General features: G+C 38.2%; 19 protein-coding genes and 3 pseudogenes. 8 read left to right on the top strand and 14 right to left on the bottom strand.

The window, feature by feature from the left end; translation table 11 throughout:
- Positions 1-28 precede the first annotated feature (28 nt).
- The 3 genes from JCM21531_RS10080 to JCM21531_RS23760 form a co-directional block, all read right to left on the bottom strand.
- Positions 29-583: a hypothetical protein gene (locus JCM21531_RS10080; protein WP_038289482.1), complete on the bottom strand. Its 555-nt coding sequence runs from the start codon at positions 581-583 to the stop codon at positions 29-31.
- A gap of 164 nt (positions 584-747) precedes the next feature.
- Positions 748-2,109, bottom strand: coding sequence for an ATP-binding protein (locus JCM21531_RS10075; protein WP_038289479.1), 1,362 nt, complete (start codon positions 2,107-2,109; stop codon positions 748-750).
- Positions 2,096-2,230, bottom strand: a complete 135-nt coding sequence (locus tag JCM21531_RS23760) for a hypothetical protein (protein ID WP_279379031.1) — start codon at positions 2,228-2,230, stop codon at positions 2,096-2,098. The genes JCM21531_RS10075 and JCM21531_RS23760 overlap by 14 nt, the downstream gene beginning before the upstream one ends.
- Before the next feature lie 103 nt (positions 2,231-2,333).
- On the opposite strand from JCM21531_RS23760, the pseudogene JCM21531_RS10070 reads away from it, so the two are divergent.
- A pseudogene (locus JCM21531_RS10070) lies at positions 2,334-3,280 on the top strand (aldo/keto reductase family protein).
- A gap of 107 nt (positions 3,281-3,387) precedes the next feature.
- Here the strand turns inward: JCM21531_RS10070 and glgA are convergent.
- The 6 genes from glgA to JCM21531_RS10040 all read right to left on the bottom strand — a co-directional run bounded on the left by glgA (position 3,388) and on the right by JCM21531_RS10040 (position 8,750).
- Positions 3,388-4,830, bottom strand: a complete 1,443-nt coding sequence (gene glgA, locus JCM21531_RS10065) for a glycogen synthase GlgA (RefSeq protein WP_038289475.1) — start codon at positions 4,828-4,830, stop codon at positions 3,388-3,390.
- A 248-nt stretch (positions 4,831-5,078) separates the two neighbouring features.
- The gene (locus JCM21531_RS10060) at positions 5,079-5,387 is read right to left on the bottom strand and encodes a spore coat protein (protein ID WP_038289472.1); all 309 of its coding nucleotides are present in this window, start codon (positions 5,385-5,387) and stop codon (positions 5,079-5,081) included.
- A 2-nt stretch (positions 5,388-5,389) separates the two neighbouring features.
- The gene (locus JCM21531_RS10055; RefSeq protein WP_038289470.1) at positions 5,390-5,608 is read right to left on the bottom strand and encodes a hypothetical protein; all 219 of its coding nucleotides are present in this window, start codon (positions 5,606-5,608) and stop codon (positions 5,390-5,392) included.
- Between the two features lie 85 nt (positions 5,609-5,693).
- The gene (locus JCM21531_RS10050; protein WP_038289468.1) at positions 5,694-6,392 is read right to left on the bottom strand and encodes an RluA family pseudouridine synthase; all 699 of its coding nucleotides are present in this window, start codon (positions 6,390-6,392) and stop codon (positions 5,694-5,696) included.
- The gene (locus JCM21531_RS10045) at positions 6,389-7,261 is read right to left on the bottom strand and encodes a class I SAM-dependent methyltransferase (protein ID WP_038289494.1); all 873 of its coding nucleotides are present in this window, start codon (positions 7,259-7,261) and stop codon (positions 6,389-6,391) included. Before JCM21531_RS10045 ends, JCM21531_RS10050 begins: the two co-directional genes overlap by 4 nt.
- Positions 7,262-7,790: 529 nt before the next feature.
- Positions 7,791-8,750, bottom strand: a complete 960-nt coding sequence (locus tag JCM21531_RS10040; RefSeq protein ID WP_038289467.1) for a D-2-hydroxyacid dehydrogenase — start codon at positions 8,748-8,750, stop codon at positions 7,791-7,793.
- Between the two features lie 216 nt (positions 8,751-8,966).
- Between JCM21531_RS10040 and speD the strand changes: the two are divergent.
- Positions 8,967-9,784, top strand: a pseudogene (speD, locus tag JCM21531_RS10035) (adenosylmethionine decarboxylase).
- Positions 9,785-9,884: 100 nt separating this feature from the next.
- On the opposite strand, the gene JCM21531_RS10030 reads toward speD, so the two are convergent.
- The gene (locus JCM21531_RS10030) at positions 9,885-12,314 is read right to left on the bottom strand and encodes a glycoside hydrolase family 94 protein (RefSeq protein ID WP_038289465.1); all 2,430 of its coding nucleotides are present in this window, start codon (positions 12,312-12,314) and stop codon (positions 9,885-9,887) included.
- Between the two features lie 586 nt (positions 12,315-12,900).
- Here JCM21531_RS10030 and JCM21531_RS10025 point away from each other — a divergent pair.
- The 4 genes from JCM21531_RS10025 to JCM21531_RS10015 all read left to right on the top strand — a co-directional run bounded on the left by JCM21531_RS10025 (position 12,901) and on the right by JCM21531_RS10015 (position 17,805).
- On the top strand, positions 12,901-14,592 hold the full coding sequence (locus JCM21531_RS10025) for a glycoside hydrolase family 9 protein (RefSeq protein ID WP_038289463.1): 1,692 nt from the start codon (positions 12,901-12,903) through the stop codon (positions 14,590-14,592).
- A 475-nt stretch (positions 14,593-15,067) separates the two neighbouring features.
- On the top strand, positions 15,068-16,510 hold the full coding sequence (locus JCM21531_RS10020) for a bifunctional diguanylate cyclase/phosphohydrolase (RefSeq protein ID WP_243467518.1): 1,443 nt from the start codon (positions 15,068-15,070) through the stop codon (positions 16,508-16,510).
- Positions 16,511-16,651: 141 nt separating this feature from the next.
- Positions 16,652-16,840: a hypothetical protein gene (locus JCM21531_RS21695; RefSeq protein ID WP_243467517.1), complete on the top strand. Its 189-nt coding sequence runs from the start codon at positions 16,652-16,654 to the stop codon at positions 16,838-16,840.
- Positions 16,841-16,848: 8 nt separating this feature from the next.
- Positions 16,849-17,805 carry a D-alanyl-D-alanine carboxypeptidase family protein gene (locus JCM21531_RS10015; RefSeq protein ID WP_243467516.1) on the top strand — a complete coding sequence of 319 codons (957 nt, stop codon included), beginning with the start codon at positions 16,849-16,851 and terminating at the stop codon, positions 17,803-17,805.
- A 67-nt stretch (positions 17,806-17,872) separates the two neighbouring features.
- Here JCM21531_RS10015 and JCM21531_RS10010 read toward each other — a convergent pair whose 3' ends face one another.
- The 3 genes and pseudogenes from JCM21531_RS10010 to JCM21531_RS10000 all read right to left on the bottom strand — a co-directional run bounded on the left by JCM21531_RS10010 (position 17,873) and on the right by JCM21531_RS10000 (position 22,150).
- On the bottom strand, positions 17,873-18,793 hold the full coding sequence (locus JCM21531_RS10010; RefSeq protein WP_038289458.1) for a cellulose binding domain-containing protein: 921 nt from the start codon (positions 18,791-18,793) through the stop codon (positions 17,873-17,875).
- 229 nt (positions 18,794-19,022) lie between these two features.
- Entirely contained in the window at positions 19,023-20,474 is a 1,452-nt protein-coding gene (locus JCM21531_RS10005) for a glycosyl hydrolase family 18 protein (RefSeq protein WP_038289491.1), read from the bottom strand.
- A gap of 213 nt (positions 20,475-20,687) precedes the next feature.
- A pseudogene (locus JCM21531_RS10000) lies at positions 20,688-22,150 on the bottom strand (glycosyl hydrolase family 8).
- Positions 22,151-22,617: 467 nt separating this feature from the next.
- Between JCM21531_RS10000 and sigI the strand changes: the two are divergent.
- Positions 22,618-23,403 carry an RNA polymerase sigma-I factor gene (gene sigI, locus JCM21531_RS09995; RefSeq protein WP_038289456.1) on the top strand — a complete coding sequence of 262 codons (786 nt, stop codon included), beginning with the start codon at positions 22,618-22,620 and terminating at the stop codon, positions 23,401-23,403.
- Positions 23,384-24,271 carry an anti-sigma factor domain-containing protein gene (locus JCM21531_RS09990; RefSeq protein ID WP_243467515.1) on the top strand — a complete coding sequence of 296 codons (888 nt, stop codon included), beginning with the start codon at positions 23,384-23,386 and terminating at the stop codon, positions 24,269-24,271. The genes sigI and JCM21531_RS09990 overlap by 20 nt, the downstream gene beginning before the upstream one ends.
- Here the strand turns inward: JCM21531_RS09990 and JCM21531_RS21690 are convergent.
- On the bottom strand, positions 24,249-24,536 hold the full coding sequence (locus JCM21531_RS21690; RefSeq protein ID WP_243467514.1) for a hypothetical protein: 288 nt from the start codon (positions 24,534-24,536) through the stop codon (positions 24,249-24,251). The two genes, JCM21531_RS09990 and JCM21531_RS21690, sit on opposite strands and share 23 nt — an antisense overlap.
- Positions 24,537-24,581 lie beyond the last annotated feature (45 nt).

Raw genomic sequence — 24,581 nt, 5'->3', positions numbered from 1 at the left:
TGAGTTAGTTTTTAACTTAAAAAATCAATTATTTTTTTCTCTTTTTCAGCACTTTATTAATATCTTTTTCAAGTATTTTAGCATCCAGCCCGTCATATTTTGCTGTTAGCATATTATCCGAAAGGGATAAAAGCTTGTTGTCATTATCGACTTCAAACAAACCATCCTCAAAATCCACAGACGAATATACGTTTTCTTTGTCCGGGTGTTTACGTAAAATAAATATCATTTTCCGGCCTTTTCTAACTTTCGTTTCACCATCATCATTTCCGGCCGAACCAAACTGGTGAAGCTCAATTGAATCTGTATCAATATCGCCATACAATACCCTGTTCACTTTAATTTGCGAACTAGTCACATTATACGCCGGTGCATTTTTACCGGGAAACATTTTTTCGAATTTTTCCTCTGCTGCTTCAGCACGAAATCTGCACAAAAAATCATTCTTCAATGAGCCAACAACTTTTCCGGATAAATCCGGATTATCATTGTATTTGACGGGCACATCATAAAAAGCAAAAATACAACTTGCCGATGCAATTAAAAAAACAAATACAAGTATTGATACTGTTACCTTCTTCACTTTTTATCACCTTTTATAATTATCAAATACTATCCATAACTATTCTATGTAACCCTGATATCAAATCTTATTAATATAATATAGGTAGAATTTACCAACATCAATATAATCGATGAATTTTTGCCTAAATTGGTGATAGCTTGAATTAAACAAACTAATATAAATTACTTTCTTAAATTTTCGCTGCCTTCCAGCCAGTCAACAAACTGCCTTGCAGTCCTTGCCGAACGCCCGTTGTACATAAGTTCCCATCTCATCGCTTCTCTTTGAAGCCTATCTTTATCGATATTAATGCCTCTTTTAGCCACAAGACCTTCGACAATCTGTAAAAACCGTTTTTTATCCGGTGATGAAAAAATAACAGTAATTCCGAATCTTTCCGATAGAGAAAGCTTTTCCTGCTGAGTGTCCTTAGCTCTAACCTCATCATCATGGTCAACGGTTCTCAACCCGGCCCGGTCACTGAATTTCTCTTTTATAAGATGACGCCTGTTGGAAGTGGCATATATCAGCACATTATCCGGTCTGTTTTCTACTCCTCCTTCAAGTACTGACTTTAAAACTGTATAACTCTCCTCACTATCTTCAAAAGCCAAATCATCAATAAAAACAATGAATTTACAATTTCTTCCTTTAATCATTCTTAATACAGCAGGAAAATCCACAAGATACTTTCTTGGTATTTCAATAATTCTAAGCCCCTGATCCTTATATTCATTTGCAATAGCTTTTACAGTCGAAGATTTTCCTGTTCCTCTGTCTCCATAGAGCAGAACATTGTTTGCAGGCAATCCCCTGACAAACTTTTCTGTGTTTTCTATTACTTCGAGGCGTTCCTGCTCATATCCGATAAAATCGGATAAGCAAATCGGATCGGGAGATTCAATACCTCTAAGGCTTGGTTCTCCTTCTGCCGGCTCCCATACAAAAGCGTTATAGCGGGCAAAAATCCCGCAACCGTTGGTATAATAAAAATCCGAAAGATACTTGACACATTCTCCCCAATTACTCCTTGAGGTAAAAATATCAGTAATTTTTTCACAATTATGAGACAATTTCTTTTGCTCATACCCTCGTATATTTTCAAAATCCCATGCCGGGAGACTGTTTACAAACCTTTTCTCAACCTCGCATGTGCAGATATTCTCCAAAGCATATTCTTTAAGCACATCGGATGTAATACATGATATGTAATAGAGCCTGTCCAAGTCTTTTGAAGCCGCATCAATGAGTATTTCATTAATACTATCAAATGGTAACTTCTCCGACTGCCTTGAAAAAGGGTTCTCATCAAAAAGTATCAGCTTTATTACATGCTCCTTCAAGGATTGTATTGAGCTTGAGTTTGCCAACTCAAAGAAAAATTCATTATACTTTCTTATAAATTCATCAGCCCCGGGCTCTTTCCTGTAAACCAGTACTCCAAGTTCGTATAATTTCTTTATCACTCTGTCATTAATAAGATTTCTATATACACACAATGAATCAAAGGCAAGCATTAATTCATTGACATTAATAGTAGCCATACGATCCCTCCGTAATCCAACTTTCATTTATCTTAAGTATATACTTTGCCGGTATGCTTTGCAACAAACCTATTACAATCAACATTACAATTTTATCAACAGCATCACCCTTTGTAACCAAACAGACAGCAATTAAATCACCTTTAAAAAATATATAGCGTGTTAAATATACAAATAGAATGGTATACTATTAATAATATGAAATCGATGGGAGGGCACAAGAGATGAAATACAGAAAAATGGGACGCACAGGACTAAATATCAGTGAAATCAGCTTAGGAAGCTGGTTGACATACGGTAATTCCACAGATAAAGAAACGGCATCCAAAGTCATTGACATAGCTATTCTCTCGGAGTCAATTACTTTGACACTGCAAATGTCTATGCCAACGGCAAAGCAGAAGTCATTGTGGGAGAAGCTTTAAAAAAATATCCTCGCGAATCCTATGTACTGGCAACCAAGGCATTCTGGCCAATGGGTACGGGTCCTAACGATAAAGGACTTTCAAGGAAGCATGTTTTTGAGCAGGTTCATGCCAGTCTGAAAAGATTGAACGTTGACTACATAGATATTTTCTATTGTCACCGGTATGACCCCAAAACGCCCCTTGAGGAAACTCTAAGAACTATAGATGATCTTTTGCGTCAGGGCAAAATACTTTATGTCGGAGTAAGCGAGTGGACAGCAACACAGATGGCCCAAGCTCTTCACATTGCCGACCGTTATCTTCTAGACAGGATAGTTGTAAACCAGCCACAATACAATATGTTTCACAGATATATAGAAGAAGAGATTATTCCTTTCGGAGAAAAGAACGGAATCTCCCAGGTTGTTTTCTCACCTCTTGCCCAAGGAGTACTTACCGGCAAGTACAAGCTTGGCGGCAACATTCCTGCGGACAGCCGTGCAGCCGACCCCAACTCCAACATGTATATCGGCCAGTTCCTCAAGGAAGATAAACTGTTGAGAGTGGAAAAACTTAAGACGTTGGCAGATGAAATCGGTATCACACTTTCTCAGTTGGCTATTGCATGGGTTTTGAGACAGCCTAATGTTTCAAGTGCCTTAATTGGAGCCAGCAAACCGGAACAGGTTGAAGAAAACGTTAAAGCATCAGGAATAACGCTTTCTGATGAAGTACTCGAAAAAATCGAAGCTATCCTCGAGTAGCCGATAATATTCAGACTTTTAGGTTTCCACATAAATTTAAGGGCTATCGGAAAACTCCAATAGCCCTGTTTTATTTAATATCCGAGCATTTATTACTGTGTATATCCCTATTTCGCAACTAATTTTTTATATACATCGAGGTATTCTTTAGCAGACTTTTCCCAACTGAAATCGGTGGACATGCCTTTTTTCATCAAATACGTCCATGTTGCCCTGTGATAGTAGAAATGGACGGCTTCTTTTATGGCATAAAGCATATCATGGGCATTATATCTTGAAAAAGTAAATCCATTTCCCTCATGAGTAATATCATTGTATGGGATTATGGTATCTTTAAGTCCTCCCGTTTCTCTCACTATAGGTATCGTACCGTATCTTAGGCTGAACATCTGGCTTAATCCGCAAGGCTCAAAAAGGGACGGCATCAAAAACATATCCGCACCTGCATATATCCTTTGGGCCAAAACTGCGTCATATTTCAGGTTTACTGAGATTTTACCCGGGTACTTTTCCTGATAATATTTAAACATCTGCTCATATCGATATTCTCCTGCTCCAAGCAGAACAAATTGAATATCCAGCCTTAAAATTTCATCCATTACATAGTCAATCAGATCAAATCCCTTTTGGTCAACCAACCTTGATATAACTCCTATCAGGGGAATATCAATTCTTTCCTGAAGGCCCAGGCTTTTTTGAAGCATTTGCTTGTTTGTCAGTTTTCCTTCAAGATTGTCAATTGAGTAGTTTGCAAAGAGCCTGTCATCAACCTCCGGATTGTTTCTCTCCATGTCTATACCGTTTAATATGCCATAAAGGTCATTGGATCTTTTTTGCAACACATTGTTTAAATTTTCACCGAAAAAGTCAGTCTTTATTTCCTCCGCATAAGTTTTACTCACCGTTGTTATTATATCCGAGTAGACAAGTCCTGCTTTAAGATAATTTACCTTATCGAAAAACTCTATTCCGTCAGCATGGAAATATTCCCAGGAGATTCCTAAAACTTCACTCAAAACTTCCTTTGGAAATACTCCCTGATATTTCAGGTTGTGAATTGTAAATACCGTTTTTATATCCTTATAAAAATCCGAATTCTTATACCATGCGTTAAGGAAAAGACTTACCACACCGGTTTGCCAGTCGTTGCAATGAATAATATCTGGTTTGAAACCGACTACAGGCAGTATCTCAAGAAGTGCTTTGCAAAAGAATGCAAAACGTTCGGCTTCATCATAGTACCCGTAATAACCGTCTCTTCCGAAATAATATTCATTATCAATAAAATAATATGTAACATTATCCGTTTCCAACTTTAAAATACCGCAGTATTGCCGTCTCCAAGATACATAAACACCTATTTCTCCGATCTTTTGCATTTTCTCTACATACTGAAAAGGTATGTCCTTATATTTAGGCATTACCACCCTCACGTCATGCCCAAGATTGCCTAGAGCCTTCGGCAAAGAAGCCGCCACATCCGCAAGACCTCCTGTTTTTGCAAAAGGATCTACTTCCGAAGACGCAAAAAGAATTTTTGTTTTTTTCATAGCTTCCTCCCGTAATAGTAGTTTAGTTTAATTTGTAATGCATAAAAAATTCTTTTTTTATTTAAATATATTATAATATTTATCCATCGATATGATAAACGATACACATAATAGTCAATTAGTTCAAAAAAACTGGTGCAAATTTGGTAAAAAAGCCAAAGGAAAAATAACAAAGGCAATATAAGCAAAAATATCTTACTCATATTGCCTCATATATCGTACGTATTTTATTTCCCAATTACCGCTAACTATTGGGCACTGTTTTCTATTACGGATTGAGCATTGGAAATCGAAGTTTCCAACTGCTTTATTGGACTTTCATAAGGTGAAAACCATCTTTTTTCCACCGCAAGCTTGCTTAATGCTCCATGCTGCAATATTACCTGGTTTGTGTAGTCATTCAAAAGCCTCCTAAGCTCCGGTGTGACGGTATCAAGGGTCGCAGTAAGGTAAGCTGTAGCAGCCGCTGCCGCACCGGCCAAGAGACTGTACGCAATTGTCTCATCCGTAGGCTTGTTTGCATTTCCGCCGAATATATTTTCAAGTATAGACGCCATAATTACTGAACACCTCCGGCAACCGTAACGTTATTGTCGTTAATGAACTGCCGCAACCCCTTAATCCTTGTCTCGGAATCTGTTATGGATGTCTTTATCATTTCCTTCAAATCCTTGTCCGAAGCAAACGGCAAAGTTCCCTTCAAAACAGAGAGTTCCGATGCTTCAAGCTGAAGGAGTTTGCTTATAAATATAACTTCACTGGCAGCTAATTGTTTCATAAATGTCCTCCTTTTTTTATTTTATTATCCCTCTGTTTTCAAATAAATATTTAAAATCAAAGCAAATAATAGTGTGAATATCTGGTTATAACGCCTCAACAAACCAACTCCACGGTTCAATTGCAGGAGGCTTACATGAGAAAACCTTTTCCTCTTTTAAAACCGGGTGTACAAGGGCAATCTCATTTGACCACAAAGCTATCTGCTGGCCGGGTTTATTTACCCTATGCCCATACTTCTGGTCGCCGTACAAAGGATGCCCGATATTGACCAATTGGACCCTGATCTGATGGGGGCGTCCTGTATGCAAATTGACCTTTATCAGACTGAAATCATTATAAACTCCCAAAGTCCTGTAATCCAAAACTGCCAGCTTGCTGCCCGGTGTGCCTTCCTTGACTACGCTTACCATATTGCTTCTGCTGTCCTTTAACAAATAATCCTCGAGCCTTCCTTCAGACTTTACCGGAATACCGTGAACTACTGCCAGGTATGCTTTTTTAAATTGCCTTGTTCGCACCTGATCCGAAAGTCTTGACGCTGCCTTTGAAGTCTTGGCAAAAACCATCACTCCCCCCACCGGACGATCAAGCCTGTGCACAAGCCCAAGGTAAACATTGCCGGGCTTGTTGTATCTTTTCTTTATGTCTTCTTTTAAAAGGGTAAGCATGTCATTGTCGTTGGACTCATCTTTCTGGGTCGGAATATTAACCGGCTTTATAACCACCAGCAGATGATTATCCTCAAAAATTATATCTATGCCTTTATCCCCGCAGCAATTCATTTCTTCCCTGCCTCCCAACGCCCGTAAATACCACAAGGAAGAACAATACCGGAGGAAGAAACCGGTATTCCGACTTCACCGCAACTAACTACTCCTCCGAATTTTTTCCCCACTGTCATCTTAAGTATATTGCATATAACCGTAGGCGAAAAACCTGTGGTATATGAATTTATGAGGAAAAACAGAGGTTTTGGAGACAAGACACCTAGACATTCCTCAACAAACCCGTAAAGTGCATCCTCTATCTTCCATATTTCTCCCCTTGGCCCTCTTCCATAGGAAGGAGGATCCATGATTATTGCATCGTACTGACGCCCACGCCGTTTTTCCCTTTGCACAAATTTTATTACATCATCGGTAATAAATCTTACGCTCCTGTCCGCAAGTCCGGATAGGGCCAAGTTTTCCTTTGCCCACTGCACCATACCTTTTGCGGCATCAACGTGACATACCGAAGCATTGGCATAGGCACAGGCAACCGTAGCGCCCCCAGTATAGGCAAAAAGATTCAACACATTAATATTTCCAGATGCAGAACGTATCTTATCAATCATCCACTTCCAGTTGACCGCCTGTTCCGGAAAAAGGCCCGTATGTTTAAAGCCTGTAGGCTCAATATAAAACGACAAATCATGATAGGATATTTTCCACCTTTCCGGAAGCTTCTTTTTAAATTCCCATCTGCCGCCTCCGCTTTGACTCCTGTGATAATGGGCATCCGCTTTGTTCCAAAGGCCCTTTTCATCGCTGATAGGCCATATAATCTGCGGATCGGGTCTTCTTAGTATATACTTTCCCCATCTTTCAAGTTTTTCTCCGTCACCTGTATCTATAAGTTCATAATCCTTCCAATCATCTGCCAGTAGCATCATATAAAAACCTCCGTTTGCTAATTCAATTATATATATTTTGCCTCAATTTAAATAAAATCCGTTAATAGAAACACTTGAAATATTATACCATACTGCCGGCTTTTTTTAATAAAAAACATGGACTTAAGTAAAATCATCACATTAAATTTCAAGCAGTAACAAATTGATAAAGGCATGAATATTATATATTGACCCATAAACGAGGAGTATAAAAACTACCTCCAAGCACTTTATCGTTACATCTTTATTTTGGTTCACAAAGATTGTAAATTTGTCACAAAATCCCAAATTTATAATCGGCAAAGCAACTGAAAGGAGGATTTTTATCATGTCAGAAGGAAAAGGCTTTGGATTTTTCGGGGACAATAGTGAAATATTGTTCTTCATACTCGTATTTTTGCTTTTGTTCTTTAATGGAAATGGCTATGGCTACAGAGAAGAATAGTGCCAAAAATCCCAAAGAAGCAGCTTCACCCCCGAAGCTGCTCCTTTTCGTAAAATCAGAATTTTCCAAAACCAAACACTCTCAACATATTCTGTTTCGCTCTTTTCCGTTTAAAAAAGCATCGATATTTAATGCTATTTCATCAACAAGTCTTTTTCTTGCTTCAATACTTGCCCATGCAATATGAGGAGTTATAAATAATCTCTCGCTGTTCTTTATACCAAGCAGAGGATTGTCACAATTTACAGGCTCGCTTTCCAAAACATCAAGGGCTGCTCCCCTTATCAAACCTTCATCCAGTACCCTTGCCAAATCTTCCTCCTTGATAATGCCTCCACGCCCAAGGTTTAATATTATGGCACTTTTCTTCATTGCAGCCAAACGCTTATAGTCAATTAACCCCTTTGTGCTACTGTTTAGCGGTGCATGAATGGATACAATGTCGGATTCTCTTAACAAACTATCCAGTTCAACCCTTTCATATTGCGTATTATTGTTTTTCCCTGAGGTCGAGTAGTAAACAACTTTGCATCCGAAAGCCTCCGCTGCATTGGCTACAGCTCTTCCAATTGCCCCCAGTCCTATGATGCCCCACGTTTTGCCGGACAGCTCATGAAAGGGGGTCCCATGATGGGTAAAAATACCACTTTTTGCATATTCCCCCGTCTTCACATATTTATCGTAATAAGGAAGGTTCTCCATCAGATAAAACAGCATTGCAAAAGTATGCTGAACAACACTCATAGTTGAATACCCGGCAACATTGGTTACAGCAATTTGCATCTTTGCTGCACAATCAAGATCAATGTTATTGGTTCCTGTTGCAGCTACGCAAATCAGCTTAAGTTTTTCGGCATGCTTAAGGGTTTCTTCCTTGAGCACAACCTTATTTGTAATAACAACATCAGCATCCTTAATTCTTTCAATAACCTCAACGGGCTTTGATTCTGCATAAATCTCAACCGAACCGAATCTATCAAATACCGACAGTCCTATATCTTCCCCTAAAGTTTTTGCATCTAAAATACATATCTTTAGCATTTTTCATCTCTCCCTACGCAACAATCGTTATAACTCTTCAGGTCAAAGAAGGTTTTTAGTGTGTAGAAAAAATTTGTTACCATGTAGTATATCATTTTCATACTTATACGTAAAGAATGCAAAATAAAGGAAGAATACCACCCACTATTTACAAAATATAATTATGTAATTATAATAGTATCATATTAAATAAAAGGCTAAAAAAAGGAGACGAAAATGGAAATCAAATCATTAAAGAAGCTTAAATTATACGGATTCAACAACTTAACAAAAACCCTGAGTTTTAACATATATGATATCTGCTACGCAAAAACGGAAGCGCACCGCATGGGCTATATAGAGTATATAGACGAGCAGTATAACGCCGAAAGACTTACCAAGATACTAACTAATGTTTCTTCCATAATTGGAGCCAATATATTAAACATCTCCAGTCAGGATTACGAACTCAGGGAGCAAGTGTTACCATGCTCATTTCGGAAGGAAAAATTAACTCTTCGCTGGAGGACGACTCTTCACATACCGAAAGTCCCGGACCTCTGCCGGAGACTGTTCTTGCACATTTAGACAAAAGTCACATAACAGTCCATACTTATCCTGAAAGTCATCCCGATGACGGTATAAGTACTTTCAGGGCAGATATCGATGTTTCTACTTGCGGTAAGATTTCGCCTCTGAAGGCGCTGAACTATTTAATACACAGTTTTGATTCCGACATTATTACCATTGATTACAGGGTTAGAGGTTTTACCAGGGATATTGAAGGTCGAAAACACTTTATCGACCATAAAATCAATTCAATACAAAATTATATATCCAACGATACAAAGGAATTGTATCATATGATTGATGTAAATGTTTATCAGGATCACATTTTTCATACCAAAATGCTTATTAAGGATTTTGACCTTGACAACTACCTTTTCGGCATAACCAAAAAAGAGCTTTTGCCCAGTGAGAAAAGGAAAATAAAGCAAAAACTCAAAAAAGAAATGTATGAAATATTCTATGGTAAAAATATGCCAAAGATATAGATTTTCATTAAAATTTATCTGGATTATAAAAATCAATAAGATTTATAAAAGAAGTTGCCCGAAGATTTCGGACAACTTCTTTATTATTATATCATATCTATTATCCCATAATAACTTCAACTTTGTGAGTCTTTCCGTCATTGAATACCGGAAGAACAGATCCGTTGATTTCATTTCCGTCAACAGTAATTTTAGTTACACCCTTTGATACATGGTTCGGATTTTTTACTGTAATTTCATAAGTTGAACCTCTGAAATATCTTGTAACCTTGTATCCGTCCCACGCATTAGGAATACATGGATCAATTCTCAATCCGTCATAGTCAGGTTTTACACCCAGTATCCACTGTGAAATTGCCACAAAGTTCCATGCTGCTGTACCGGTGAGCCACGAGTTCTTTGCTTCTCCATGACGCTTTGCATCTTTACCGGCAATCATCTGTGCATATACATATGGCTCAAGCTTGTGTATATCGCTTATTTCCTCAGTGTAAGCAGGAGCTATTTTTGAATAGTATTCAAAAGCCATGTCTCCTCTTCCGAGAACTGTTTCGGCACAGATTATCCACGCATTGTTGTGGCAGAATATACCTGCATTTTCTTTATATCCTGCAGGATAAGTCGAAATTTCACCATACTCAATATAGTATTTTGTAAATGCAGGATTTTGAAGCACAAGACCGTATGGAGTGTCAAGATATTTTTTAACTGAATCCATAGCCTTTAATGCTTTGCCGTCTTCAAGACCGATTTCTGCCATTACGCAGAAGCCCTGAGACTCTATGAAAATCTTACCTTCTTCGTTTTCATTGCTTCCGATTTTTCTTCCAAAGTCATCGTAAGCTCTTAAGAACCACTCACCGTCATAACCGTGTTTGATGATGGTTTCCTTCATTGTGTCAATGTGCTGTTGAGCTTTTTTGGCTTCTTCTTCAAGACCCATATACTCACAAAGCTTTACATAGTCCTTTCCTATGAATACAAACATACCGGCTATCATAACCGACTCTGCAACCTTGCCGTCTTTGCTTGTTGTAGTCTGGAACGACTCATCCGGAACAGTTGAGAAGCAGTTTAAGTTGAGGCAGTCATTCCAGTCTGCTCTACCTATGAGCGGCAACCCATGAGGTCCAAGGTTGTTTACTACATGATAGAAGGAACGAGTCAAGTGTTCAAACATGGTGTCGGCTTTGGCCGGGTCATTGTTGAACGGTACTTGCTCCTTCAGTATTGAATAATCTCCTGTTTCCTTAATATAAGCAGCTGTTGCAAGAATCAGCCACAATGGGTCATCATTGAAGTTTCCTCCGATTTCATTGTTACCTTTCTTTGTAAGAGGCTGATACTGATGGTATGCACCACCGTCTTCAAGCTGGGTTGCTGCCAAGTCAAGAAGTCTTTCCCTTGCTCTTTCGGGTATCTGGTGTACAAATCCGAGCAAGTCTTGGTTTGAATCTCTAAAGCCCATACCTCTTCCAATACCGGATTCAAAGTATGAAGCACTTCTTGACATATTAAATGTAACCATACACTGGTACTGATTCCATATATTAACCATGCGGTTAAGTTTCTCATCATGGCTTTCAAGAGAGTATTTTGAAAGAAGAGAATTCCAATAGCTCTTGAGTTCTTCAAAAGCACTGTCAACTTTTGAAACAGTGTCAAACTGCTCAATCATTGCATAAGCTTTTTTCTTGTTGATAACACCTTTTGACTCCCATTTTTCTTCATCTTTGTTCTCTACATAACCTAAAATAAATACAAATTCTTTCTGCTCTCCAGGATTCAATTCAATTTCTATACTGTGGGATGCAACCGGTGCCCATCCGTCAGCAACAGAATTGTTAGACTTGCCGTTTACAACAGCCTGAGGAGCATCAAATCCGTTGTAGAGTCCTATAAAGCTGTCTCTGTCGCTATCGAAACCGCTGATTTTTGCATTTACAGAATAGAATGCATAATGGTTTCTACGCTCTTTGTACTCGGTCTTGTGATAGATAACCGAACCTTCTATCTCAACTTCTCCGGTGCTGAAGTTTCTCTGGAAGTTGGTCATATCATCATATGCATTCCACAAACAGAACTCAACAAAGGAGAAGAGAGTTATTTTCTTTTTGTCCTGTCCTTCATTTTTCAATACAACCTTCTGAACTTCACCGTTGTAGCTCAGTGGAACAAAGAAAGTAACTTCTGCCTTTATTCCGTTTCTCTTTCCTGTGATTTTTGTATATCCCAATCCATGTCTGCATTCATAGCTTTCCAGTTCCCTCTTTACCGGTGACCAACCCGGTGCCCAGAAATCCCCGTTGTCATATATGTAGAAATAACGTCCGCCCACATCAATTGGGACATTGTTGTATCTGTATCTTGTTATACGTCTAAGTCTTGCATCCCTGTAAAAGCAATAACCTCCTGCAGTATTGGAAATTAGTGAGAAGAAATTCTCAGTACCTAGGTAGTTTATCCATGGATACGGTGTAGTAGGTACGTTAATAACGTACTCTTTGTTTACATCATCAAAAAACCGAATTTCATCTTTAGTCCTCCTTAAAATTTTCGTTTATTTGTGTTTTATTTACTGTGCCAAAAAGCACCATCATGTACAGCCACATATATCTCTTATTATTAACTGTTCAGATATACTTTCATAATGGAATTTTTTGACTCTGCTTTTTAATGTCCTAAGGGATTCTAATACCGTCAAGAGAAAAACTCCATGGCCGCCAATGCCATATCATCATTACACATAAACAGCGCCGTAGGAAGCTTTCTAAATCTAACCCCGTGAACGCGTGTTTACCAAAATATTATATCTGCTTTACCATATTAATTCAAGTAGTCATTTTCATATTTTGCCTCAAAAAAAATTTTATGTTTCTACCCTTGATAATTTATCCAAAAAACTTTAGATGCAAAAAAATTGTGATATAATTAATTTTAGAAATCAAATCGCTTCCAATAATTATAAATACAAATCAATGCCTATTATATCTGTAATATTTTGCACCAACAATATCCTACTCACATACGTCGACAAATTGGCATCATATTATGATTTTAATGGGAATTGATTTTTTATTTTTTAACAATAAATATTTTATGAAAGGAGAAAAACTATGAGAAAAACAGCAGTATTACTAATTGTTTTCACATTTTTAATCACATCCTTATTTTCAATATCAATCTCATCGGCAGCCGCAAGTCACGATTATACTACTGCATTGCGATATTCAATACACTTTTTCGATGCCAACAAGTGCGGACCCGATGCAGCAGTTGACAATGTTTTTAGTTGGAGAGGAGCATGTCACACAACTGACGGAAGCGAGATAGGTTTGGACTTGACCGGTGGATATCATGATGCCGGTGACCATGTCAAATTCGGTTTACCCCAAGCCTATACAGCTGCAATACTGGGTTGGTCCTTTTATGAATACAAAAATGTATTTGATGCAACAGGAAACACCCAAAAAATGCTTAGTACTCTCAAGTACTTTACCGATTATCTTTTAAAGTGTCATCCCGACGCCAACACCTTCTACTATCAGGTCGGTGACGGTCAGGAAGACCATACATACTGGGGCGCACCGGAAGTTCAGCCGGGTCGAAGACCTGTACCCTATGTTGCCAATGCTTCAAATCCGGCTTCGGATGTATGCGGCTTGACATCCGCTGCTCTTACTATAATGTATTTGAATTACAAAGATATAGATTCAAACTATGCCAATAAGTGCTTAAAGGCTGCAAAAGAGCTTTACAACATGGGAAAAACCAATCTGGGACACTATGCTGAAAATGCTTTTTACATTTCCCATTCCTATTGGGACGATTTGTCTTTTGCTGCCGCATGGCTCTATGAAGTGGAAAAGGATCCAAATTATCTGAAAGAAATTGACAGCTATCTTTCAAATAAAACCCTCTGGGGAGAAAGTCCTTTCAGCAACAAGTGGACAATGTGCTGGGATGATATGTACATGGGTGTTTTCTGCAAACTTGCAGAGCTTACAGGTGAACAAAAATACATCGATGCAATGAACTTCAATCTCGATTACTGGATGAATACCCTTACCACAACTCCCGGAGGCCTTAAGTATCTTGACAGCTGGGGCGCATTAAGATATGCAGCAGCTGAAGCTTTTATTGCCATGAGATACTATGAACTTACCGGAAATGAATCATTAAAATCCTTTGCAAAATCTCAAATAGATTACATGCTTGGCAGCAATCCCCTTAACATGTCCTATGTTATAGGTTACGGCTCCAAATATCCAAAATGCCCTCACCACAGGGCAGCCAACGGCTATACTTACGCAAACGGCGACAATGCAAAACCCGCCAAGAATCTTCTTTTAGGTGCTTTGGTCGGCGGTCCAAATTTGTCCGACGGCTTTACCGATGATGTTAATCTGTATCAGCATACAGAAGTAGCTCTTGATTATAACGCAGCTTTTGTGGGTGCTCTTGCAGCTATGGAAAAATTCTCAGGTAATATCATAATACCGACTCCGACTCCAACTTCACCACTGCCAACTCCCTCCACAACGCCTTTAATATGGTGTGATGTTGGAGATTTAAATGCTGACGGCTCAGTAAACTCAATAGACCTTTCGTATATGAGAAGATATATCCTGCGCAGCATCAACACTCTTCCATACCAGGAAGACGATAGGATCCGCATACCGGCAGCAGACATGAACGGTGACGGTGCAATCAATTCCAGTGACATGTCATTGCTGAAAAGATATGTCCTTCGCTCCATTACCGAATTCCCTGTTAAATATGATATTTACGGAAATATTATAAAGTAAAATATTATAATGTAGATTTATTTAGCAAAAACAGCCTCAAAACATAAGAGGCTGTTTTTTGATTTGGCCTCTTGGAATGAAATGAAAGAGGCCAAATCGAAAAGACTCGATGTCCCGAGCTTTTATTTAATATTCAATTATTCTGTTGCCTTTAGATGCTTATTAATACTGAAAGCAAATTTTACATATTGATAGTTTGCATTTTTTTGTATAAACTTATAATTAGAAAAGGTTATAAAAGCTTATAATTACCTATAAATTTTATATTTTTAATTTTATTTAACTTAAATTGCTTAACGGGGAGTTTTACAAAATGCAGTATAATGAAAAAAGGAATAGGATTATAGACTTTTTTTGCAAATACATTTCAAATGTATCATTTGTATTTTTGGTTATTATATTGGTAATATATATGTCTATCGAAACAGGCCATTTTTTCCCAACTTTCTTGTATATGTGTGTATTTGCAGCGATAATGTTTATTGCAAAATTTTACATTAAGCACAATGCCGTAAAGCATGCCCTTGCAATAGTGTCATATTTGTCATTTATTTTTCTTGTGGATTTGCATTCATTACCCTATACATACTATATTGTTATCAACAAGTGGAGTATTCTTACCGCCTGCTATGTACTTCTTCTGGATAATATTTTGTTTCCTCTCATTGCCGGACTGTATCCTGCATTAAGGATCTTTATGCTGTTACCCGAATCTAGAGCAGGATTATACCCTATTGGCAAAATAATCGGCACAGCCAATGGCCAAATCTGCTTTACAATTACCCTTGTCCTTATTTATCAGTTATTCGGAAAGGTAATTATCGAGCGCAACAAGTACAAAAAGATGAGTATTACAGATTCCCTTACAGGCGTTGCAACTTTTGCACATACAATTGAAACTGCAGAGAAAATGATTCAAAGCGGCGGTATTTCAATCCTGATTACCGATATGGATCGCTTCAAGCAAATTAATGACACTTTCGGACATGTGGCAGGAAATAAAGTGCTCATAAAAGTTTCGGAGTTTCTCAAAGCAGAAACCGAAGGTCTTGAAAGAATAATCGGAAGACTTGGCGGCGATGAATTTATTATTGTGGTAAGAAATGACGGAAAAAACGAAAGAGTAAAAAATTTAGCAGAACATCTTTCAAAAGCAATAAGGGAAAAGCAGTTCGTAATTGATGAGGAATTGGATCCCATACGTCTGTCTTTTTCAGTAGGTCAGGCCAATTCTTCTCCTTATGACAAAGATACTAATATAGAAAAACTTCTGAATAAAGCCGATATAGACATGTATTTCAACAAGTGCAAGAACCACAGACTGGACATATTTACAAAAAATCAAAAACCTCAGCTTCCCAAGGAAGGATTTGAGCTTTTAAATGTCCTGGCAGAAAAAGATATGTATACCTATGTTCATTCAAGGTATACTGCTCACTATGCTGCTGCTCTTGCAAAAGAAGTCGGCCTTCCGGACAATCAGGTTGAACTTATTTATGCTGCCGGATGGCTTCACGATATAGGTAAAATTCTCATATCCAGCGATATAATAAGAAAGAACACTACTTTGACTCCGGAGGAATATGTGCTTATCAAAGAACATGTGAGCTATGGGCTTAATATAATTAATAATTTATCTCTTCCCGTTGAGATTGTTAATTGTATAGCATATCACCATGAAAACTGGGATGGCACAGGATACCCCAATAAATTGTCGGGAGAAAGCATACCTTTGGAAGCTAGAATTCTGCAATTGGCAGATTCCTACTCTGCAATGATAGTGAGGAGAGTCTATAGAAAGACCCTTAGCCCTGAGGATGCACTCAATGAAATCATCTCAGGATGCGGAAAGCAATTTGATCCGAAGCTGGTAAAAATATTTGAAAATCTAATAAGAAACAAGTTTAAAGCTGCATAGACGAGCTTCTCTTTCCCGATAAAATACTCCTGCATAGTTAGATTTTACATTTGTCTGGCATAGCAAATTAATGTTAACATAATACTATATAGCGTTATTCTCATATGTATTTATATTCCATTATACGGGAGTGTCATGCAAATGTATAATTTTAAAGGTTTTCGTTCTCTTGCGGCTCTAGCTGCAATCACGTTTATTGTAATGGTGTTTCAGGTAACCTCTTTTGCACAATTTGAATCTACTGCCGAATCGGCAATCTTAATCGAAGCCGCTACGGGTCAAGTACTGTATGAAAAAATGCAGACGTACCAATGCCGCCTGCCAGCATAACCAAAATCATGACCTTGCTCCTGGGCTTCGAGGCATTGGAAAAAGAACTGGTACAATGGGATGATGAAGTAATAATCTCAGAAAAAGCTTGGAGAATGGAAGGTTCCAAAATGTTTCTGCTTGTGGGAGGCAAGGTTAAATTCAGCGAGATAATGACCGGTATATCTGTTGTCTCAGCCAACGACGGATGTGTTGCCCTTGCAGAACATCTATACGGAAGTGAAGAAGCCTTTGTTCAAGTTATGAACAACCGTGCAAAAGAGCTGGGACTTACAAACTCAAACTTTTTAAATTCCAACGGTTTGCCGGCAGAAGGCCATGTTATGAGTGCAAGAGATATTTCCACATTGGCACGTTACCTAATTCAAAACCATCCCAAGATTCTTGAACTGGAATCTACAAGAGAGTATACCTACAACAATATACGACAGTTTAACCGCAATCCTCTTCTTGGAGTTTTCCCCGGTGCTGACGGTTTAAAGACCGGCTGGACGGATGAGGCGGGATACTGCATAGTTGGAACAGCTCAGCAAAACGGACAGAGAATGATAGGTGTTGTGCTGAAAACCAACAGTGAAAAAGAACGCTCAAAAGCAATTCAAGAGCTACTAAACTACGGATTTAAGAACTTTAAACAAGTAACAGTGAAAAATGCAGGTGAAATAGTTGACGTTATTGATGTCAAAAACAGTAAAACGCCCTCTATTCCATTGAAAGTGGACAGCGATATCTCTGTAGTCATACCTGTTGGCCGGGAAAATGACCTTCAGATTGTAACATCAAAAAATACGGAGTTTCTAAGCGCACCGGTATCTGCCGATATTCAGGCAGGCACTCTTGAAGTCCAGCTTGACGGTAAAACAATTGCAACATCAACCATGTCTACCGCAGAAGGTGCGGAACGTCTTGGATTTTTTGGCATAATTTTTAGAAGCATAAGCAACTTTTTTAAATCATTATTTTAAAAAATCTTCTGTTTTCTTACTTTTAAGTGTGGGAATAAAGCTCCCCACACTTAAAGTATAAGTTCTTTTAAGGTTCCTTCCCATATACCAGTTTTCCGGCTACATAAACAGTAATGCAATCCCAGTTAATAAACCTGTTATTCGCCTTGTTATAAGAATAGTCATTAAACTGATTGTATTTTGACCATCCGTTTTTCGCAAAGCCCACTTCCAATTCCACGCTTTCTCCCGGATTAAGGGAACCTGCTTTATCATAAAAACCAATCTTAAGGTAGTGATCAGCTTTGTCAGTCGGGTTGTTTAGCTTTACAAAACTGCCGTATACCTGGGAACTGTCTCTTGTAAAATCATTACACCAAAAAGTCTCGCTCTCATTTCCCTCTTTTGTGTAATAGTATCTGATAACAATATCAGAAAGTTTGACACTCGTGTTTCCGTTATTCGTTATTTTAAATATTGGACAAATGACACTTACCGAAGATGTAGCATCTCCGTTTTTGTACTGGACAGTTATATTGCTGCTTTTATTAGGTGCCTTTTGTGTAGGTGTTGGTGTAGGTGTTGGTGTAGGTGTCGGTTTTCGTGTCGGCGTAGCAGTCGGCTTAGGCTTTGGATTCACTGTAGGCTTTGATGTTAGTGCAGATGTCGGCGTGGACGTTGGCGTAGCAGTCGGTTCGGATGTCTGTTCAAGAGTAGGTTCAGGTGTTGGCATAACGCTAACTGTAGGGATTGGTGTATTTGTATGTTCCGGCAAAATTCCATCTGCAGTCATAAGTGCCGCAGATGCAGTAGCATCAGGTATGTCCGGAGAAGTCCTTATAACAACGGAAGGACTTTCCGAAGGAAAACTGTCAGCGTCTCCCGGTCTCACCCTGTTATTTGCCAAAAACATATAAAGCATCAAAGAAGCCAATACCATAATAATGGGCAGAAATATTAAAGTTTTTATAACCTGTCTTTTTACTCTTGACTTATAATACCATTTCATAGCTAAGTTATGTAACTATAGGGATACGCTGTTCAACACCGCACTCCCCTATATACAACTCCAACCTCCTTAAAAAAATATGGAAAAACAATACAACTATTATACTATCTTATCAGCAAATACTCAAGTCCAAGGAAGGCATCAAATCTCAAATAAACCGGGCATTTACTGCATAGAGCTCATTAAAAACCGTATGTATTGGATATTCCCATTTCAGCACAATATACTGTCACTTTATAGGTATAGTGTCAATAGCTTTCAGTATGTATCTTTTAAGAATCGAATAATCGGTAGAATTAATATTCATATCCCCGTTCAAATCAGCCAGTTTTTTTCCTTGAGGAGATGGAAAATCACTTATTTCCTTAAGCATGTATCTTCTTAGAATTGCAAGGTCGGTTGAATTCACTTTTCCGTCGCCATTAAGGTCACCGTACATTTCATTTTGAGTTTCAACAAAACTTTTATATATGACAGATGTCAATGTATTACCTCCTTCCGCAGGGTAGTCCCCACTCAACTCCCAAATCATGATGCCTCCAAGATTGTTATCGATCACATAATCGCATTTGGTCTTAAGGGAGATCTCGTCATCATAGGTGTAGAATGTTGCAGTCGCAGGATTCCACAGATACGGAGCCATTGCATATTCATCCCAGTACCTTATAAAACCCGAGTCCGGTGATTCAATCAAGCTATTAATGATGTGAAACTGCGTACTGCTGAGCGGTTTCGACGAAGTTCCAAAAAGTCCGTTTATGCCTCCGTTAATTTCTTGCCAGCCTGCTGCATAATACGGTACACCCATATTTATTTTATCTGCAGGAACACCAAGCCTCAAGTACTCCTTTATTGTCCAATCTGCATTGAATTTTTCTTTTCTCTCAGAATAGGACGGGTCGTTTGGATTCATATACAACGGTGCCAAATGATTTGCTACATTTTCCCACGAACCGCTGTAATCATAGGTCATAATATTGATAAAATCTAAATATTGGTGATATGACTCAGGGTCAGTATTCTTAATATTGTAGCTTCCAGCTGGTGCAGCTATTGTAAGAAGGTAGTGCTTTCCATCTTCAGCCCCTGCGGCATCAAGCTTCTCCCTAAGGCATTTCAATAAAAGAGTAAAATTCTGCTTGTCCTCAGGTCTCCTTATATTTTCAGGCATTCCACCGCTAACGGGATACTCCCAATCAATATCCACTCCGTCAAACTGATAGGTGCGAATAAATTCAACACAGCTGTCTGCAAATATATTTCTGGACTCTTCCGTCAGCGCAACATCCGAAAAATATTTCGATTCAGTCCACCCTCCTACTGAAATCAGAGTTTTTACATGAGGATACTGTTTTTTGAACTTTATCAACTGTCCGAAATGACCTTTCAACGGCGTATCCCAAGTATCGTCGCCAAAAGGCTTTTGAATCGCAGCCCATTTGTCAATAATTGCTATCCTTCCGTTTTCAATTTTTGCAAAAGCATAATTTATATGTGTTATCTTATCCCATGGGATATCTGAAACTTCATAATAATTATTCTCAATATATATATTCCATTCTGCAAAATAGCCTACAATTCTCTTTGACGGAAGGGAAACATCTTCTGCATACGATACCCCCGGATACAAGGAAAATAATGCAATTATGGACAGGGTCAACAGAGCCAATGTTTTTCTCATAAAGAACCTCCTCAAAATGCAAAATGCCACAAAATCATCTTGCAATATCAAATTCTTAAAAGGCCTGTAGGCAAAAGCTCGGGACATCGAGCCCTCTTCGCTTTTGCCTATTTCGTTTCACCAAAAGAGGTTAAACAAAATGAGTTACTGCCCACCAATGCAATCAGTTTTGCAGTAACTCATTTTTGCGAATCATATTAAAAACCCATCATACTAAAAATAAGGTAGGTGGGATATTGACCTTATTATATATCTCTTCAATATCGACCAGTCTGTCGAGTTAACCACACCATCCAGATTAACATCTGCAGAATCTTTATCTATATAATCAACCTGTTTCAACAGATATCTCTTCAACAAAGACAAGTCGGTAGAATTAACATTTAAATCGCCATTTACATCTCCATAAAGAATCTGCTTTTGAGTCGGTGTAGGAGTAGGAGTATTCTGTTGCTTTGTTGCGTCGGTGTTGGCGATGGTGTAATAGGATTAAAACCTTCCAAAGGATTCGGGAAGTTTCCTGTTATGTACAATAAAGTAAGCAATCTTAAACTATTTCCATAATATCCGTAATATTCATCATCCTTTACAGCAACAGTCTCTTTATAAAGCTCCTTAGCAAAGTTCATATCATATCCTGTCATGCTTGCTGCTGCGACAGGTCCAACAAAGGATGCGTTATGGTTGTTGCTAAACTTCGAACCTTGAATTGTATATCCGTCACCAATTCCTTTTGCACCATCTCTGGCGAAGAATTTAGTCAATGCATCACAGTTTGCTTTTGCTCTAGCATCGCCAAACCATGAATAGTCTATAGCAGTTCTCCAACCATAACGTGTAGCATCATATTTGTAGTCGTAGCCCTGACCGCTGGCCTGAGTTCCGCTTGCAGTACACCAGTCAGGAACAAGACCGGTTCCGTTGTTGTATTTCTTAATTTCCTCAACAATTTGGTAGCACTTGTCCGCCACCTGATTCCATCTAGTGTCACCGGTATACTGAGCATATACTTTATACCATGCAGGTGCAAAATATGATGGGTTTGTTACTGATGAACCTCCCCACATGTCACCTGGCTTTAATACATTGGAACCATGCTCTACACAGTGGTTGTAAAGATTGTTTATCAAAGTTCTTGCTTCCTGTCCATAGTTTATTGAACCGGAAGAACCCCACAATTTATCGGCAAATATAAGTGCCAGCGCAATATCCTCGTCGGCATCGGTTGCTGCACCATTACCGCCGTCATGAGTTGTAACATTGTTGTTGGCATCAATATGCCAGTGCATAAGTCCGTTTCCGTTAAAATGAGATTTTACATAGCGGTATAAATCGTCAAACACAGCACGGTCATCAAAGCAAACTGCTAAAAGCAATCCATATCCCAGTCCTTCGGATACCGTATCATAATTTGTGGAAGCATCACGCTGTATCCTTTTATATCCTCCGGCACCGTTGGAAGTAACCCTCTTGCTTTTCCAGTCTTCCCATTCCGCTCTGAGCATAGCATTTGCTTCTGCCTGATTGTCGGCAATGGAAGTAACACCATACGCGTACTTTGTGTTAAAAGGTACACCTGCAGCTGATGCTTTGTCCATAGGCACAGACAATACAAAAACCCCTAATACTGCGAGAATCAGTAAAACTATGCCTACTCTTTTTTTAACATTTTTCACATTATTTCCTCCTTTTAAATTTAATATAATTTTATTTAAAATAAAAAATCATTATCAACACTATTGCTATATTGTTAGTTCTTTACATCAATTATATCATATTTATCCTATTATGTTGACATATTTAAAGGATATAAAATAAATTTTTAAGTTTTTATATATACTTAATCTACTTCCCTAAAATTATTGCGAATTTACATCCGTATTTAGTAGGGTAATATTCTATAAATTTCATTATTTTTTATTAAATTTAAGATTTTTTATTGATATCCCCCTAAAATTTGTTCCTCTTACGAAATAACTTATTAGATAAAACAGATAAAAAACATTATGTTTTTTAAGCCCCTTTTTTATAGCAGTTTAGTATGTTATAATCATCTATATAATTTAATTACACAGTTCAATTCTTTGCAGCTGTCACTATAGATGATTCTTAAACCACATGTTGTGGTCAAGGGGTGAATTACTTGATTGATTTCTTTTCCCCTAAGGGAAAAAAAGACACTAACAAAGATAAAACTTTTGAGGACGATATTGTCCTTACTATAAATAGAATAAAGACTGGAGACAAATTATTAAGAGAAGAGTTCATCCGTAGTTACACACCTTATGTCATTAGAACTGTCTCTAATTTGACCGGCAAATATATTGACATTGAAAACAGTGATGAGTTTAGTGTTGGGCTTTCTGCTTTTAATGAAGCCATTGACAGCTTCGATGAAGAAAAAAACATATTTTTCTTTAAATTCGCAACATTGGTAATAAAAAGAAGGCTTACCGATTATGCTCGTCACAATAAAAAGCATTGCCATGTGTATCCTTTTACGTATTTTGAAGATAAAAACAATAATTATTTTGAGCAAATACACTTGAAAAGCGAAATTGACTTACAAAGTACATACGAAATAAGAAGAGAAATCGAACTATACGAACAAAAGCTTCGGGATTTTGGAATCAGCCTTGAGCATCTGGCTAAATCCGCGCCAAAGCACAAGGACTCAAAATACCTATGTATAAGGATTGCCAAAGCAATTGCCGACAACAAAGAGCTTTTCAGCAAATTTGAAAGAACTCGAAACATACCGAAAACAGAATTGTTGAAATTACTTAAAATAAATAAAAAGACAATTGAGAGAAATCGTACATTCATTATAGCTGCTGCTTTGATCTTCGGAAATGATTTCAACTTACTCAATGACTTTCTAGACATCTCAGTGCCAGGAGGTGACAACATTGAACGAAGCACAAAATAATATGTTATATTACACCGGAGTCATTTTAAAGCTTGAAAGTGATAGGGCAATCGTATTGACTGACGGGTTTGATTTTATGGAACTCAAACTCAAGCCCGGCATGCAACGCGGTCAGCATGTTATTTTCGACGAAACCGACTTATATTCAGCCGGTTTCATTACGAAATATAAAAACATCATCAGGCCTTTTTCTGCATTGGCGGCTGCTGCTGCGGTTTTCCTTGTCATCTTTTTCAGCCTGAGATTTGCTTCTATTTCACAGGAATACGCCTATATAGATCTTGATATAAATCCAAGCTTAGAGCTTGTAATTAACAAAAAAGAAACAATCATAAACGCAAAAGCCTTAAATAATGATGCAAAATCAATTCTCGATGAAGCAGACCCCAAAGATATGTTATTATACGATGCTTTATCGAAAATACTGGATATTTCAAAGAAAAAGGGATATATAAATTCTGACAATAATATCGTCCTGTTCTCTGCTTCAATAAGCTCCAATGAGGACAATGCCTCCGAAAGAGATAAGGGCATTCAGGAAATAATATCTACTCTTAAAGATGCTGCGGAAGACGCCGGAGTGACATTTCAAATTATACCGTCTACCGAAGAAGACAGACAAAGAGCTTTGGAGCAGAGTCTCTCAATGGGAAGATATGCCATATATACGAAAGCTGCGGAAGAAGGTATTAATCTTGATTTGGAAGATGCCAGAAATTTAAGTGTTTCTGAGATCCTTAGCAAATTGGACCTTGTCAATTTCGCTGTCTCTAATATACCGGAAGACTCTGACATTGTGCCTACGGTTTCGGTTATAGCTGAGCTACGCCAAGCCTTGCGATTAATTATACTCCTACACCGGAAATAACACCAACAAAACCTGTAGATATATCAGATTCTTTACCGACAGCTACAAGCTTTACAGCACATATTCCGACAGTACGAAGGAGTCCATCGCCTTCATATGCAACTGCGCCTGTTATCATACATACTCCTGAATCTAAGGAAACTACACCGATTTTCACCCAGTCAGCTTCCTCTACCCCAACTAACACAATAAAACCGTCATCTACATCAACACCTACGCCTACATCTACGCCTAAACATACATCTACATCTATACCATCGTCCACACCTACACCATCGTCTACGCCTACACCTATCGTCTACACCTCAAC

The organism is Acetivibrio straminisolvens JCM 21531 (assembly GCF_000521465.1).
Classification (GTDB): domain Bacteria; phylum Bacillota; class Clostridia; order Acetivibrionales; family Acetivibrionaceae; genus Hungateiclostridium; species Hungateiclostridium straminisolvens.
This window is presented reverse-complemented; position numbering and strand designations above follow the sequence as displayed.